Below are 15,936 nucleotides of genomic sequence, written 5' to 3' on the forward strand. Positions count from 1 at the left end.
GCCCTGCATGGCCAGCCGGCTCTGCGGGCGGCGAGCAGTGCTCGCCGAAACCCCCGCTCCGCCCTCGCCGCGATACGCACTTTGCAATGTGACCATCGCGGCACTGATCGCGGCGAGGCCGCCGCTCCCACAAAAACCTCACCGGTCAGCTGGCCGCCTCGTACTCCGACATCGGCGGGCAGGTGCACACGAGGTTGCGGTCGCCGGCGACGTTGTCGACGCGCGCGACCGGCGGCCAGTACTTGTCGCGGTCGATCGACGGGTGCGGGAAGAAGGCTTCGCGGCGGCCGTAGGGGCGGTTCCACTGGTCGGCGATCAGCAGCTCGTGGGTGTGCGGCGCGTGCTTGAGCAGATTGTCTTCGCGGTCGGCGCGGCCGGCTTCGATTTCGGCGATTTCGGCGCGGATGTGGATCATCGCGTCGCAGAAGCGGTCGATTTCGGCGCGGTTCTCGCTCTCGGTCGGCTCGATCATCATCGTGCCCGGCACCGGGAAGGACACGGTCGGCGCGTGGAAGCCGTAGTCCATCAGACGCTTGGCGACGTCCTCCACCGTGATGCCGCAGGCGTCCTTGATGGCGCGCAGGTCGATGATGCATTCGTGCGCCACGCGGCCATGCTTGCCGCTGTACAGGATGGGGTAGTGCGGCGCCAGCCGGTGCGCGATGTAGTTGGCGTTCAGGATGGCGACCTGGGTGGCGCGGCGCAGGCCGGCCGCCCCCATCAGTGCGATGTAGGCCCACACGATGGGCAGGATGCTGGCCGAACCCCACGGTGCGGCCGATACCGTGCCGATGGTGCCGTCCGCCCCCGCCACCGGGTTGACGCCCTGCACCACCGGATGGTCGGGCAGGAAGGGCGCGAGGTGCGGCGCCACGCCGATCGGCCCCATGCCGGGCCCGCCGCCGCCGTGCGGAATGCAGAAGGTCTTGTGCAGGTTCAGGTGGCACACGTCGAAACCGATGTCGCCCGGACGCACCAGCCCGACCATGGCGTTCATGTTGGCGCCATCCATATAGACTTGGCCACCGTGCGCGTGGATCAGCGCGCAGATGTCGCGCACGCCTTCTTCGAACACGCCGTGCGTGGACGGGTAGGTCATCATCAGCGCGGCCAGCCGATCGGCATGCTGTTCGGCCTTGGCTTTCAGGTCGGCGGCGTCGATATTGCCGAGCGCGTCGCAGGCGACCACGACCACCTCCATGCCGGCCAGCACCGCGCTGGCCGGATTGGTGCCGTGCGCCGACGCCGGGATCAGGCACACGTTGCGATGCAGGTCGCCGCGCGTGCGGTGGTATTTGCGGATCACCAGCAGGCCGGCGTATTCGCCCTGCGAGCCGGCGTTCGGCTGGAACGACATCGCGGCGAAGCCGGTGATTTCGCACAGCCGCTCTTCCAGTTCCTCGAACAGTTGCTGATAGCCCTGCGCCTGTTCCAGCGGCACGAAGGGATGCAGTGCGGCGAACAGCCGGTAGGTGACCGGCGTCATTTCGGTGGTCGAATTGAGCTTCATCGTGCACGAGCCGAGCGGAATCATCGCCCGGTCGAGCGCGATGTCGCGCGTGGCCAGCCGGCGCAGGTAACGCATCATTTCCGTTTCGGAGTGATAGCGGTTGAACACCGGGTGGCTCAGGATGGCGCTGTCGCGCTGCAATGCTGAAGGAATGCAGTCGATCACGCGCGCATCGAGCTGCGCCAGGTCGAGCAGCGCATCGGCGCGCGTCGCGAACACCGCCAGCAGATTCTTCAGCTCGCTGCGACGCGACGTTTCGTCGAAGGTGGCCGACAGGTGGTCGGCATCGATCACGTGCAGGTTGAAGCCCGCGGCGCGGGCGCGCGCCGATATGCGGCGTGCGAGCCCGGGCACGCGTACCTGCACCGTGTCGAAGAAGCAGTCATGCACGACGTCGAAGCCGAGTTCGCGCAGGCCGAGCGCAAAAATCGTCGCCATGCGGTGCACCCGGTCGGCAATCGTGCGCAGGCCTTTCGGGCCGTGGTACACCGCATAGAACGCGGCGATCACCGCCAGCAGCACCTGTGCGGTGCAGATGTTGCTGTTCGCCTTCTCGCGCCGGATGTGCTGTTCGCGCGTCTGCAGCGCCATGCGCAGCGCCGGCTTGCCGAGGGCGTCGGTCGATACGCCGATGATGCGGCCGGGCATCTGCCGCTTGTGTTCGTCGCGGCAGGCGAAGAAGGCGGCATGCGGGCCGCCGTATCCCATCGGCACGCCGAAGCGCTGAGCGCTGCCCAGCACGATGTCCGCGCCCATCGCGCCCGGCTCCTTCAGCAGCACCAGTGCCAGCGGATCGGCCGCGATCGCCGACAGCGCGCCGGCGGCGCGGGCGGCGGCGATCACCGGTTCCGGATCGCGCAGCCGGCCGCTCGAACCCGGATAGCTCGCCAGCACGCCGAAGTAGTCGCCCTCGACGCCGGCCCACGGATCGCACACGACGACTTCGATGCCCAGCGGCTCGGCGCGTGTGCGCACCACGGCCAGCGTCTGCGGGTGGGTGTCGGCATCGACGATGAAGCGCGGCGACTTCACCTTCGAAATGCGATGCGCCATCGTCATCGCCTCGGCCGCCGCGGTCGCCTCGTCGAGCAGCGACGCATTGGCGACCGGCAGGCCGGTCAGGTCAATCACCATCTGCTGGAAGTTCAGCAGCGCCTCCAGCCGGCCCTGCGAAATCTCGGCCTGGTAGGGCGTGTAGGCGGTGTACCAGCCCGGGTTCTCGAGCACGTTGCGCTTGATGACATTGGGCGTGATGGTGTCGTGGTAGCCCATGCCGATCAGGCTGGTGTGCAGTTCGTTGCGCGCGAACATGCGACGCAGCGCGTCATCGACGACGCGCTCGGAGCGCGGCGGCGGCAGGTTCAGCGGCGTGTCCGACAGGATGTCGTCCGGAATGGTCTGGGCGATCAGTTCGTCCAGACTGGCAACATCGAGTGCCGCCAGCATGACGGCAATATCGCGTTCGTCGGGGCCGATGTGGCGGCGGATGAAGTCTCCGCGGTCTTCCAGCGCTTCGAGGGTGGGGCGTTTGGTCATGTTCAACAGTCCTTTCCGGGCCGCTTTTGGCAGTCCCTGTCTGAAGGTACCGGTCGCCGCTCCCCGTGAAGGGCGGTGACCGGAGTCGAGTGGGGAATTCGGGGCAATGTGGGGCAGTGTGGCGGTTCAGCGTTGGTAGCGGGTGGGCACGAAGGGCATGGAGGTGAGGGAAACGGACACCGACTGTCCGCGCGAATCGATGTGCAGCGCTTCGCCGGACAGTTTCACCGCCCGGTCGAGATAGCCCATGGCCACCGGCCGACCCAGCGTCGGACTGTGGTTGCCGCTGGTGATGACGCCGACTTCGCGGCCGTCGGCGCCGAGCAGCTTCGTACCGGCGCGCTGCGGCGCGCGGCCGTCAGGCAACAGTCCGACGCGCACGCGCGGCGGCGGTTCCTGAAATTCGCCGAGAATGACGGCTGCACCGGGGAACCCTCCTGCACGCGTACCACCGGCGCGGCGCGCGGCACCGACCGCCCAGCCGATCGATGCCGACACCGGCGTCGTCGTGTCGTCGATGTCATTGCCGTACAGGCACATGCCGGCTTCCAGGCGCAGCGTGTCGCGCGCGCCCAGTCCGGTCCAGCGCACGTTTTCGTGGTCGAGCAGGCGCTGCGCAAACGCGGCGGCCGAGACAGCAGGCAGCGAAATTTCGAAGCCGTCCTCGCCGGTGTAACCGCTGCGGCTGATGCGCAGCGCCACACCGCCGGACGACGCGGTGCGCACATCCAGAAAGCGCATGCCGGCCACGTCGACCAGCGGCTGCAGCACGCTCTCGGCCAGCGGACCCTGCAGCGCGAGCAGCGCAAGGTCTTCGCGCAGCGCGTAACTGCAATCTGCGCCCGGCGGGTGTGCCGCGAGCCAGGCCAGCACGTCGGCGCAGCGCGAGGCGTTGCACACCACGTGAAAGCCGTCGCCCAGCCGCTGGATCATCAGGTCGTCGATGAGGCCGCCGGCCGTGTTGGGCAGCAGCGAGTAGGTTTGCCGGCCGGGCGCCAATCCGGCCAGATCGGCGGTGGTCAGCGATTCCAGCCAGGCGCAGGCACCGCTGCCGGTGACGTCGATCTGCCCCATGTGCGACACGTCGAACAGCCCGGCCTGGCTGCGCGTGTGCAGATGTTCCTGGAGGATGCCCGGCGCGTACTGGATCGGCATCGACCAGCCGGCGAACGGCACCATCTTCGCGCCGGCGGCGAGGTGAAGGTCGTGGAAAGGCGTGCGCTGCAGCGCGGCCTGATCCGGGATTGCCATCGTCAGAATCTCCTGGGTGGCGGGCCGGAGGGTGACCGGTCCGCGGGTCTGCCGGCCGGGTAGGCCAGCGAGGGCGCGATGATGCCACGCTCGGCCGGCACGCAACGCATGCCGTCTGATATTGACGCGACCCGATTATTAACTGAACATTCAGTCATTAAAAGTGCGTCACCCCATGTCAGAGCACTCGCCCCTGCTTCCCGTTCCGCACGCCACCGATGTGCACGCTGCCGACGCGCACCCGCTGGTCCGGCGCGGCCGCCCGGCACTGGTCGACCCGGCCACCCTGGTGGCGTGTGCGCTCGACCTGTTCGTCGAAAAGGGTTATGCGGCGACCCGCCTCGAAGACGTGGCGCTTGCCGCCGGCGTATCGAAAGGTACGCTCTATCTGTATTTCGATTCCAAGGCCGCACTGTTCGCCGCCGTCGTGCGCCAGGGTCTGGTGCCGGCCCTGGCCGGCGGAGAAGCGCTGCTGGACAGCCATCGCGGCAGCGGCGCCGATCTGATGCGCGAGCTGCTGTGGGGCTGGTGGCGACTGATCGGCGCCACGCGGCTGGGCGGGCTGCCCAAGCTGATGGTGGCCGAAGCACGCAACTTCCCGGACATCGCGGAGCTCTACCACCGCGAAGTGATGGCGCGCGGCTGCGCGCTGATCCGGCGCGCCATCGATTACGGCCATGCGCGCGGCGAATTCCGCGTGGCCGGCGACCCCTGCACGGTGCAGGCCGTCATGGCACCCCTGCTGCTCCGCGTGCTGATGAAACATTCCTTCGGCTGTGTCGATCACGCTGTGCCCGCGAATGACCCGTCGGCGGCCGCGCAGGCGGAATCGACCGACATCGCCGCTTCCATCGAATTCGTCATCCGGGCGCTCGAACATGACTGACTTACACCGGCAGGCGGCACGCGCCGCCGCGTTCTGCCTCGGCTTTGCCGCCTGCGCCAGCCATGCGCAGACCGCGGTGGCGCCCTCGCCCACGGTCGCCTTCAAGCCCTTTGCCGAGGTCGCCACCTACCCCGGACGCGACGCGCCGGCGCAGGCGGTGGCGTTGAACCGCACCCAGCTCGCGGCCGAAGTGAGTGCCCGCGTGGCATCGACGCATGCCGACCCGGGCGAGCGGGTGAACAAGGGGCAGGTGCTGGTGCGGCTCGACACGCGTGACTACCAGCTCGCGCTGGAGCGCGCGCGGGCGCAGCTGAAGGCGGCCGAGGCGCGTCTGGCGCAGGCCGACGCGCAATTGCGCCGCACGCGCGCGCTGCAGGCGCAGAACTTCGTGTCGCCCGAGGCGCTGACCCAGCGCGAAACCGAAGTCGAAGTGGTGCGCGCCGACGTGTCGGTGGCGGCCAATGCGGTCGATCTGGCACAGCGCAATCTGGACAAGTGCGTGCTGCGCGCGCCTTACGACGCCATCGTGCGCACGCGCGACGCGTCGGCCGGTTCGCTGGCCGGTGCCGGCATGGTGCTGATGACGCTCGAGGATGCGACGCGGGTCGAGGTGAGCGCCCGCGTGGCGCCGCGCGACCTGGCGTCGCTGCGCGCCGCGAAGTCGGTCGAATTCGTGTCGCCGGCCGGACGCAGCGCGGTGCGCATCGCCCGCGTGTCGCCGGCCATCGACGATGCCAGCCGCACGCACGAGGTGCGCGCCGCCTTCACCGGCACGCGTGCGCCGGCGGGGGCCGAGGGCCGTCTCGCCTGGACCGATCCGGCGCCGCACGTGCCGGCCGAGCTGGTGACCCGGCGCGACGCCAGCGGCGGCAGCCTGCTCGGCGTATTCGTGCTGCGCGACGGCGTCGCCCGCTTCGTCGAACTGCCGGGGGCGCAGGAAGGCCGTCCTGCGGCGAGCACGCTGCCCGCCGATGCGCGCATCGCAACCGACGGCCGCAACAGCCTGCGCGACGGACAGAAAATGCCATGAGCGCCTACGCGCGTTTCATCAGCAATCATCCGCTGGCCAACATCACCTTCGTCGTGGTGCTGCTGCTCGGCCTGATCAGCTACTTCGGGCTGCCGCGCGAGCAGGACCCGGAAATCAATTTCAACTGGGTGCAGATCACCGCCGCCCTGCCCGGCGCGTCGCCGGAAGACGTCGAGAAGCGGGTGCTGCAGCCGCTCGAGGATGCGATCAAGAACGTGTCCGACATCCGTTTCATTTCGTCGGCGGCGCGCGACGGACTGGCCGGCATCCTGGTGCGTTTCGACGACATCGAGCCGGCGGTGTTCGACAAGCGCATCAATGACCTGCGGCGCGAGATCCAGAACAAGGCGCGGGCCGAACTGCCGGTCGAGGCGAAGGAACCGCAGATCATCGAAGTGACCAGTTCGAACGGTTTCCCGACCGCGCAGGTGCTGCTGACTGGTCAGGCGGATGACGAGGTGCTGCGCGCCATCGGGCGCGAACTGCGCACCGATCTGGAACGCATGCGCGGCGTCGACCGCGTGTTCGCGCTCGGCCTGCACGACCCGGAACTGCGCATCGAATACTCGGCGCAGGCGGCGCAGGCGCGCGGCCTGCTGCCGACCGACATCGCCGATGGCGTGGCCGGCTGGTTCCGCGACGTGTTTGCCGGCCGGCAGCGCGCCGGCGAGCAGGAATGGCTGGTGCGCGTGGTCGGTCAGGACGCCGATCCGGCGTGGCTGGCCGATGTCGGCGTCGCCTCGTCGGCCCGGGGTGGCGCGATGGTGAAGCTCGACGAGGTGGCGGGCGTCGTGCGGGCGCGTGCCCGGCCGACCCAGATGGTGTCATCCGGCGGACAGGCCAGCGTGCTGTTTTCGGTCAGCAAGAAGGCCGGCGTGAACACGCTCGCGATGGTCGAGCGCATCAGCGACTACGTCGAACGCAAGAACGGGGTGCTGGCGCAGCAGGGCCTGAAGCTCGAGCTGATGGACGACCAGACGGTGCCGACGCGCGAAGCCATTTCCATCATGGAATGGAATGCGCTGTACGGCCTGCTCATCGTCATCGGCCTCTGCTGGATCTTTCTCGGCACGCGCATCGCGCTGCTGGTCGGGCTCGGTGTGCCGTTCTCGCTCGCCGGCACCTTCGCCGTGCTGTCGGCCACCGGCGACACGCTGAACATTTCGGTGCTGCTGGGCGTGGTGATCGCGCTCGGCATGCTGGTGGACGATGCCGTGGTGGTGGTCGAGGCGATCTACTACCGGCTGCAGCGCGGCGCCTCGCCGATCGACGCGGTCGCCGACGGCGTGCGCGAGGTGTGGACGCCGGTCGTCGCCTCGGTCGCCACGACGATGGCCGCCTTCCTGCCGCTGATGCTGCTGCCCGGCATCGTCGGCGACTTCATGTTCGTCATTCCGTTCGTCGTGACCCTGGCGCTTGCGATCAGCCTGATCGAGGCGTTCTGGATGCTGCCGGCACACGTGCTGTCGCTCGGTCCGGTGGCACGGGCGCCCGGCCGCGAACAGCGCGCGCGCATCGCCTTCACGCGCGTGCTCCGCCACCGCTACGCGCAGGCGCTGGCCTGGGCGGTGCGCCACTGGATCGTGCTGTGTCTGATCGTTGCGTCGCTGATCGCCGCCGCCATCGGCGCGGCCGCGACCGGCCTGATCCGGGTGCAGTTCTTCGCCTTCGACCCGATGCGCATCTTCTACGTCAATGTCGACATGCCCGCCGGCAGCCCGATCGGCGCCACCCTGGCGCGGGTGGAACAGCTCGAAACCGAAGTCCGCCGGCAGATGCAGGACGGCGAGGCACGGCGCATCGCGTCGATCGCCGGCGCCAAGTTCACCGATGCCGAAGCCCTGTTCGGCGATTCCTACGGTCAGGTGGTGGTCGCGCTGCTGCCGCGTGCCGGGGACGGACGCGAGGTGGGCGACATGGTCGAGGGCATGCGCGCCGCCGTCACCGCCCTGCCCGGCCCCGGCACGGTCAGCTTCACCCAGCTGTCGGGCGGGCCGCCGGTGCAGAAGCCGGTCAAGATCCGCGTACGCGGCGACGACCTGACCGAACTGCGCGCGGCGACCGCCGAAGTGCGGCGCATCCTCGAATCGATGGATGGCACGCGCGACATCACCGACGACGACACGCCGGGCCGCCCGCAACTGGCACTCAGGCTGGACCGAGACGCGCTGCGCGACGCCGGTCTGAGCGCCTCGCAGGTGGCGCGCGCGGTGCGTCTGCAGGTCGAGGGCGAAATCGTCGCCATCACTCGCGATCAGGGCGCCAAGCTGGAGGTGCGCGTGGCGGCCGCCGGCGTGACCGACGACGCCGACGTGATGCGCGTGCTCGACGCACCGATCGCACTGCCCAATGGCGGTGCCACCACGCTGCGTGCGCTGGTCGGCAGCGAATCGACGCGGGGGCCGGGCGTCATCAAGCACTACAACCTGCGCCGCACCATCACGCTGGAAGCCAACCTCGACACCGAGAAGCTCAATTCGCTCGGGGTCGCCGAGTCGGTGCGCGCCGCCTGGGAAGCCCAGCGCACCCGCTTCCCGCGCACCGATCTCGACTTTTCCGGCGAACTGGAAGACGTGCAGGAAAGCCTGGACGCGATGAAGGTGCTGTTCCTGCTCGGCGTCGGACTGATCTACCTGATCCTCGCCGCGCAGTTCCGCAGTTACTGGCAGCCGATGATGATTCTGGCCACCGTGCCGCTGGCGTTCACCGGCGTGGCGGTCGGCCTGCTGGTCAGCGGGTCGCCGCTGTCGCTCTACACGCTGTACGGCGTGATCGCGTTGACCGGCATCGTCGTCAATTCGGCCATCGTGCTGATCGACGCCGCCAACGAGCGTCTGAAGGCCGGCATGAGCGTGATGCACGCGGCGATCTACGCGGCGCGCCGGCGCGTCGTGCCCATCATCATCACGACCAGCACGACGGTCGGCGGCCTGTTTTCGCTGGCCGCCGGCATCGGCGGCTATTCGATGCTGTGGGGACCGGTGGCCGGCGCCATCGTGTGGGGGCTGGGCGTGGCCACGGTGCTCACGCTGTTCGTAATGCCGGCGCTGTACATCGCGTGCATGCGGCGCAGCGTGCTGCTGCGCCGGGTCGCTGACGCAGCGCAGCAGGCTACAATCACGGCTTGACCGAGGGGATGGAAACAATGGATATCGAGCAGGCTCGCTTCAATATGGTGGAACAGCAGATCCGGCCGTGGGACGTGCTGGATCAGGACATTCTTGACCTGCTGTTCGTCGTCCGACGTGAAAATTTCGTGCCGGCCGCGTTGCGCGACCTGGCCTTCGTCGATACGCCGATTCCGCTCGGCCACGGCGCGGAAATGCTGGAGCCGAAGATCGAAGCCCGCGTGCTGCAGGAACTGCATGTGCGCAGCACCGACACGGCGCTCGAGATCGGCACCGGCTCCGGCTACATGGCCGCACTGCTCGGCGCACGCGCCAGTCAGGTGACGACCGTCGAAATCGAACCGGCGCTGGCCGAGCGCGCGCGCGAAAACCTGATCGCCTCCGGTGCGCTGAACGTGCGCGTCGAAGTCGGCGATGCGGCGCAGGGCTGGCCGGTGCATGCGCCGTACGACGTGATCCTGGTGTCCGGCGGCCTGCCGGTGCTGCCGCAGGAACTGGTCGCGCAACTGCGTCCGGGCGGCCGGCTCATCGCCTTCATCGGCGAAGCTCCGTTGATGAACGCCACGCTGGTGACGCTGAACGCCGACGGCAGCCAGACGCAGGAAATCCTCTTCGAAACGCTGTTGCCGACGCTGCGCAATGCGCGCGGCGCCCAGCGTTTCGTGTTCTGAGACACCGTCGATGAAGCAGATGACGGTGGCGGAGCTGGCTGCGTGGCTGGCCGAACCGCAGGGCGAGAAGCCGCAGTTGCTCGATGTACGCGAAGCGCACGAGTGGGCGATCTGCCGGGTCGAAGGCAGCCAGCACATCCCGATGGGCACCATCCCGTCGCGCCTCGACGCACTCGATCCGGCACGACCGCTGGTGTGCATCTGCCACCACGGCGGGCGCTCGATGCAGGTGGCGATCTTTCTCGAGCGCAATGGCTTCGGCGAGGTGTACAACCTGGCCGGCGGGGTTGACGCCTGGGCACTGCAGGTTGATCCGTCGATGGCGCGGTACTGATGCAATGACCCTGCTGCGGCGTCGGTCGATGTATGCCCTGCTGTCGGTGTGCTTCGCGTTCAATCCAGCGGTGCATGCGGCCGACGATCTGGTCGCGGTCGCGCGCGCTGCGCTGGCCAACGATGCGCAGTACCAGTCGGCCCGTGCGCAAAGTCTGGCGACTTCGGAAAAGCTGCCGCAGGCGCGTGCCGGCCTGCTGCCCAGCCTGACCGTCAGCGGCACCACGCAATGGAATGACGTGACCGTGAAGCAGCCGGTCAACGCCGCCTCGCAGCACAACTCGCACAACTTCAACTTCCAGCTGACGCAGCCGCTGTTCCGCTGGGCCAACTGGGTGCAGTTCGAACAGGGCAAGCTGCAGGTCGCCGCCGCCGAGGCGCAGCTTGCGCAGGCGCGGCAGGACGTGCTGTTGCGCGCCGCCCAGGCGTACTTTGACCTGCTGTACGCACACGACGTGCTGGCGTCGATCGAAGCCCAGAAGGACGCTGCCTCGCAGCAGCTCGCGCTGGCGCGCAAGAGCTTCGAAGTGGGCACCGTCACCATCACCGACGTACATGAAGCGCAGTCGCGCTTCGATCTGGCGAACGCACAGGGCATCGCGGCGGCGAGCGACATCGAAGTGAAGCGCCACGCGCTGTCGCTGATCACCGGCGGCGCGCCGGCCGAACTGCGCCGCATGCGGCGCGACGTCGCTTTCGCGATGCCGGAACCGGCGCGCATGGACGACTGGGTGGAACGCGCGCAGACCGACGGACTGGCAGTGCTGACCCAACTGGCCAATCAGGAAATCGCGGCGCGCGAAATCGAGCGCCAGCGTGCCGGCCACTATCCGAGCGTCGATCTCGTGGCCACTTACGGCCAGAACAAGAACGTGGTCACCTTCGCCGGCAATCCGATCTCGAACCAGACTGAATCGGCCACCGTCGGCGTGCAGGTATCGGTGCCGATCTTCCAGGGTTTCGGGCAGGAATCGCGCGTGCGCGAAGCGGCCTACCTGCTCGACCGGGCAAGCGCCGAGGTTGATCTGGCGCGGCGCAACGCCGCGCTGCAGGCACGCCAGGCCTATCTGGGCGTGGCCAACGGCATCGCGCAGACGGCGGCCCTGCGCGCCGCGCAGGTGTCGTCGCAGTCCGCGCTGGATTCGAACAAGCTGGGGTACGAGGTCGGCGTGCGCATCAATATCGATGTGCTCAACGCGCAGCAGCAATTGTTCGCCACGCGGCGCGACATGGCGAAGGCGCAGTACGACACGATGCTTGCGCAGCTCAGGCTGAAAGCCGCGGCCGGCCAGCTCGGCGAAGAGGAAATCGCCGTGGTGAATGCGTTGCTCGAGTAGCGCGGCCGCGCGCGATCGCTCGTCAGCCTGCGGTGCCGCGGCTGAACCACCACCACGAAAAGCCGACCGCCAGCAGCGCCACGACAGCGATGGCGATATTCCGCTGCATCGGGTAGCGCTCCAGCTTCACCAGTCCGGTGTGGAAGCTGATGTACAGGAAGCCGCCGATGAACAGCGCCAGCACGCCCAGCAGCGTCCACCGGTTGCCCAGACGGCCGGCTGCACGCAGCAGCGTGCCGCATACCAGAATCAGCACGAAGAAGGACAACAGCGACAGCGGCGTGATGCCGGTGCACGAGCGTCCGCCGCAGGCCGGACAGATGGCCGGCGCCCTGGCGCGCGCCATCAGCTTGACCAGACGCGCAATCGTGTCCTGTCCGCAGTGCGGACAGCGTGAGAGTTTCGCCACCGCTATTTGCCCGCGACGAACGCCGCGCGCTGAACCGGGTCGGGAATGTCGCGCGCCAGCTCTTCCAGCAGCGCCGGCTCGGTGCTGGTGCGCTTGAGCGCGCGGCCGACCAGGATGCGCGCCACCGGGCCGATCAGCCTGGCCAGCCGGCGCTCGATGTCGGCGATCACCGTGTCATCCAGCGGCCGCGGCGCAGACGACACGTAACGGCTCGACGTGCCGGTCGGCGGCAGGCTGCTGCGCGACGTCGACATCGCGCCGGAAGCCGCGGCACCGGACATCGACTGCGATGAGCGCGACGTCGTCGCACCGGTCTGCACGACGTGGCGCTTCGCCTCGATCAGGAAGCCGGCGCGCTGCGCATCGTTCGGAATGTGAGCCGCCAACTGTTCGATCAGCTGCGGCCCCGATGTTGCCTGCGGCGCGATGCGTGTCACCAGCACGCGTGCCATCGGCCCGATGTGGCGCGCCAGCAGCGATTCGAGCAGCGGCGTCAGTGCGTCCGGCGCCAGTAACGGTTGCGCGACGTCAGTGCGCCGCGTGATGCCGCTGCGGCTGTCGAGTTCGAACACCTCCTGGCTGCGCGAGGCGATTTCGACCCGCTGGCCGGTGATGTGCAGGCCGTCCGGCGCGCCGCTGCCCAGCGCCGACACGGTTTCGTAGTAAGCGCGCGACACGAGCACCTGACCGGCATGCGCCAGACTGGCCAGCGCGCGCGCGGCGTCCAGACCGTCGCCGTGCAGGTCGAGCGCACCGCTGCCGGAGCGCGACACGCGCACCGGACCCAGATTGATGCCCTGCTTCAGACCCTGGCCGGTCGGGCCGCCGTCATCTGCGAAGTCGAGCTTGCGCAGATGCTGGGCGACGACGCAGGCGTCTTCCGGCTGGCCCAGCAGACACAGTGCGGTGCCATCCGGCGTGTCGAGAATGAGCCGACTGTCGGCGTCGACCGAGCGCGCGGCACGCGCCAGCGCGTCGTCGAGCTCCGACTTGCAGGCCAGCCGTTGCGCCGTGTCCAGCCGCTGGCTGTCGCCGATCTGCGCATACAGCACGCTGCACACGATGGTGCGCCGCTCTTCCGACGCACCGATCGCGCGCACCGGCGCGGCGGCCGGCGCCGAGGCCGCGCCGGCCGCCAGCGGGCCGCGCGCCGTGGCCGGCGCTGCGGTGAATACCCGACGGAAGTCGGCGATGCTGCGTGGTCGCTTCGAATCGTGCGGCTCCAGCCCCCAGTCGATGGCGCGCAGCAGCGAGGCGCCGAACACCGTCGCGTCGGCCAGTCGCGACGCGGGAATCAGCGGGTCGTTCTGGATGCGCGCGGCCGATTCGACCGGCCGCTGGCCGGTGACCAGCCAATACATGACGGCCGACAGCGAATAGATGTCGGTCCACGGCCCCTGATTGCCATGCGAGTGGTACTGCTCGAAGGGCGCAAAGCCGGGCGTGACGATGGCGGTCAGCGTGTGTTCGGTGTCGTGATAGCGGCGGGCGGCGCCGAAGTCGAGCAGCACCGGCGTACCGTCGTCGCGGATGCATATGTTGGGCGGCTTGATGTCGCGGTGCAGGAAGCCGCCGTCGTGGATCACCTGCAGGCCTTCGAGCAGCGGCCGCACGATGGCCAGCAATGTGGCGCGGTCGATGCGCGCGCCGCGCTCGCGCACCCACTGGTTCAGCGGCCGGCCCCGCTCGTAGTCCATCACCATGTAGGCACTGCCATTCGCCTCGAAGAAGCGGCTGACGCGCACGATGTGCGGGTGACGGAAATTGGCCAGCGCACGCGATTCGTCGAGGAAGCGGCGCAGGCCCTGTTCGAACATTTCGACCGCCGGACCGCTGCGCGGCAGCACGCGCTGGCCGTCGCCGCGGATCGCGATGTCGGTCGGCAGGAACTCCTTGATGGCGACCTTGCAGTCGAGCAGCGTGTCATGCGCCAGATAGGTCAGGCCGAAGCCGCCACCACCGAGCAGCGATTCGATGCGGTACTCATTCAGCGCCCAGCCGGCCGGCAGTGCGCCGGGGCTGGCGTTGGCGGTCGGCAGGAAGCCGCTGCCCGCCAGCACCTCGGCGTTCACGCTGTCTTCGGTGAACGGTTCGTCGTCCCCGGCGTTCGACGGCGGCAGACCGGTCGTCACGGTCAGCTGTCTATCATGCGCATCGCCGTTTCAAGGCTGCGCCGCATGCGGTTGAAGGATGCGCCGAGCACCGACACTTCGTCCCTGCCCGAATCACGGAACTCGGGCACCGAAAAGTCGCCGGTGCTGATCTGGTCGGCCGCGGCCGACAGCCGGGCCACCGGGCGGATGATCAGCCATTCGAGCATCAGGTTGAGCGCCACCATGACGAACACGAACACGCCGAGCAGCGACAGCATGAAGGTGTTGAAGGCGCGGTCGGCATTGGTCACCGGCAGCGTCATCGGCACCGACACCACCTGCGCACCGATGATTTCATTCAGCTTCCAGCCGAAGCCGTTCGCCTCGCCATACACCTTCACCATCGTCGGCGGCGCCGTGGCGGCCGTGTTGTGGCAGGCCAGACAGGCCGGATTGGTGATGCGGATCGGCCGCGCGATGTACATGTGGCGACCGGTCGGCGTTTCGCGCACGCCGGTCAGCTCCTTCGTGTCCTCGGCGTTGCGGAAGCTGGTGACGATGTCCGTTTCCCAGTCCGACGCGCGGTCGCGCGGATTGGTCGGGTTCAACGTCGCTTCCTTGTAGGCGTACTCGGGATGGTTCTTGCGCAGCTCGTTGATCGTTTCGGTCGCGGCATAGGCCGGAACGGTCTGCGGCAGAAACTGTTCCGACAGCAGCGGATCGAGGTGCGGCTTGATCTGGCTGACCGTATAGGCGCGAATGGCGAGCGCGGTTTCCATCATCAGCCGCGCATTGCGCTCGACCTCGGCGCGCGCATTGTCGTGCAGCAACTGGTGCGACAACGCGGCGCAGGCCGCCAGACCGATCGCGAACACGCTGATCAGCACCAGGTTGAACTTGAGTCTAAGTCCCATCTTCGCAAGGCCTTTCGGTCAGGTGTGGGTGGTTCGCAGCGCGTTCCCGGCACGCGCATCACCCACCCGCATTCGACCTGCGGACATGGCGACGCCGGATTGTAAAAGATTGACACCCGGGGAGTAAGGCCGTCGCCCGTCGGTGGGCCACCGCCGCAAACAGAAGGCGGGCAGCGCGGATCGGCTGCCGCTCAGCGACCGGCTTGACCGGCGTCCTGATAATTCATCCACCACCATGCGATGGCCGCGATGCTGGCCGCCCACAGCAGCAGCACGATCACGCCGGCGATCCAGTTGGCCGGCAGCTTGCCCTCGCGCGCCCGCGCCCGCGCCGCTTCCATCACGTCCGGCGGAATCATGCCGACCACGATCCAGACGCCGATCGGCAGCAGGATGACCTCGTCGAGCAGGCCGAGCACCGGGATGAAGTCCGGAATCAGATCGATCGGACTGGCCGCGTAGGCGAGCAGGAACAGCAGCAGCACCTTGGCCATGCGCGGCGTTCGCGTGTCCTTCGCAGCAACGGCGAGCGCCATCAGCTCCTGCTTGATGGCAACGATGCGGTCCTTGAGTCCCATGGCAACCAAGTTCTGTCAGTGTTTCGAGCGCGAACCCGATCAAACCACAAAACACGCCCCGCCGTCAGCCACCGCGCCGGGAAATCGGTTATCGACTGTCACGTACAGGCCACCGGAAACGTTGCTGCACCGGCTTGGGGCGTTGGCGGCGACTGTCCGCGATGGAAGTCTGCCGCAAACCCGGCATCCGGAAGGACCGTGTCCGAACACACGGACCACGGCCGCTCGCCACCCTGTCAAAACTTTTCAGGGTGGGTGAT

12 protein-coding genes are annotated in these 15,936 nt (G+C 68.3%); 6 read left to right on the forward strand and 6 right to left on the reverse strand.

The features are described from left to right. Positions 1-145 precede the first annotated feature (145 nt). Together gcvP and gcvT are read right to left on the reverse strand one after the other, a co-directional pair. A complete protein-coding gene (gcvP, locus tag ACTIFF_RS16210; protein ID WP_439537763.1) occupies positions 146-3,046 on the reverse strand; it encodes an aminomethyl-transferring glycine dehydrogenase in 2,901 nt (966 codons plus the stop codon). Positions 3,047-3,172: 126 nt separating this feature from the next. Then, positions 3,173-4,297 carry a glycine cleavage system aminomethyltransferase GcvT gene (gene gcvT / locus ACTIFF_RS16215; protein ID WP_439537764.1) on the reverse strand — a complete coding sequence of 375 codons (1,125 nt, stop codon included), beginning with the start codon at positions 4,295-4,297 and terminating at the stop codon, positions 3,173-3,175. A 175-nt stretch (positions 4,298-4,472) separates the two neighbouring features. On the opposite strand from gcvT, the gene ACTIFF_RS16220 reads away from it, so the two are divergent. From ACTIFF_RS16220 to ACTIFF_RS16245, 6 genes are read left to right on the forward strand one after another with little or no spacing between them, the layout of a single operon-like run. Then, positions 4,473-5,183: a TetR/AcrR family transcriptional regulator gene (locus ACTIFF_RS16220; RefSeq protein WP_439537765.1), complete on the forward strand. Its 711-nt coding sequence runs from the start codon at positions 4,473-4,475 to the stop codon at positions 5,181-5,183. Next, on the forward strand, positions 5,176-6,213 hold the full coding sequence (locus ACTIFF_RS16225) for an efflux RND transporter periplasmic adaptor subunit (RefSeq protein WP_439537766.1): 1,038 nt from the start codon (positions 5,176-5,178) through the stop codon (positions 6,211-6,213). The genes ACTIFF_RS16220 and ACTIFF_RS16225 overlap by 8 nt, the downstream gene beginning before the upstream one ends. Beyond that, positions 6,210-9,341, forward strand: coding sequence for an efflux RND transporter permease subunit (locus ACTIFF_RS16230; protein ID WP_439537767.1), 3,132 nt, complete (start codon positions 6,210-6,212; stop codon positions 9,339-9,341). Before ACTIFF_RS16225 ends, ACTIFF_RS16230 begins: the two co-directional genes overlap by 4 nt. 17 nt (positions 9,342-9,358) lie before the next feature. Further along, the gene (locus ACTIFF_RS16235; protein ID WP_257079889.1) at positions 9,359-10,012 is read left to right on the forward strand and encodes a protein-L-isoaspartate O-methyltransferase family protein; all 654 of its coding nucleotides are present in this window, start codon (positions 9,359-9,361) and stop codon (positions 10,010-10,012) included. A gap of 10 nt (positions 10,013-10,022) precedes the next feature. Further along, complete coding sequence (locus ACTIFF_RS16240; RefSeq protein ID WP_069039138.1) at positions 10,023-10,346, forward strand: rhodanese-like domain-containing protein; 324 nt, start codon at positions 10,023-10,025, stop codon at positions 10,344-10,346. A gap of 4 nt (positions 10,347-10,350) precedes the next feature. After that, positions 10,351-11,682 (forward strand): TolC family outer membrane protein, encoded by a 1,332-nt coding sequence (locus tag ACTIFF_RS16245; RefSeq protein ID WP_439537768.1) that lies wholly within the window; start codon positions 10,351-10,353, stop codon positions 11,680-11,682. A gap of 22 nt (positions 11,683-11,704) precedes the next feature. Here the strand turns inward: ACTIFF_RS16245 and ACTIFF_RS16250 are convergent, their stop codons facing one another. The 4 genes from ACTIFF_RS16250 to ACTIFF_RS16265 all read right to left on the reverse strand — a co-directional run bounded on the left by ACTIFF_RS16250 (position 11,705) and on the right by ACTIFF_RS16265 (position 15,676). Continuing rightward, positions 11,705-12,091 (reverse strand): hypothetical protein, encoded by a 387-nt coding sequence (locus tag ACTIFF_RS16250; protein ID WP_439537769.1) that lies wholly within the window; start codon positions 12,089-12,091, stop codon positions 11,705-11,707. A gap of 2 nt (positions 12,092-12,093) precedes the next feature. After that, positions 12,094-14,223, reverse strand: a complete 2,130-nt coding sequence (locus tag ACTIFF_RS16255) for a protein kinase domain-containing protein (protein ID WP_439537770.1) — start codon at positions 14,221-14,223, stop codon at positions 12,094-12,096. A 2-nt stretch (positions 14,224-14,225) separates the two neighbouring features. Further along, the gene (locus tag ACTIFF_RS16260; protein ID WP_439537771.1) at positions 14,226-15,098 is read right to left on the reverse strand and encodes a c-type heme family protein; all 873 of its coding nucleotides are present in this window, start codon (positions 15,096-15,098) and stop codon (positions 14,226-14,228) included. Between the two features lie 191 nt (positions 15,099-15,289). After that, positions 15,290-15,676, reverse strand: a complete 387-nt coding sequence (locus ACTIFF_RS16265) for a YkvA family protein (RefSeq protein ID WP_306475711.1) — start codon at positions 15,674-15,676, stop codon at positions 15,290-15,292. Positions 15,677-15,936 lie beyond the last annotated feature (260 nt).

The organism is Methyloversatilis sp. (assembly GCF_051861465.1).
Lineage (GTDB): Bacteria > Pseudomonadota > Gammaproteobacteria > Burkholderiales > Rhodocyclaceae > Methyloversatilis.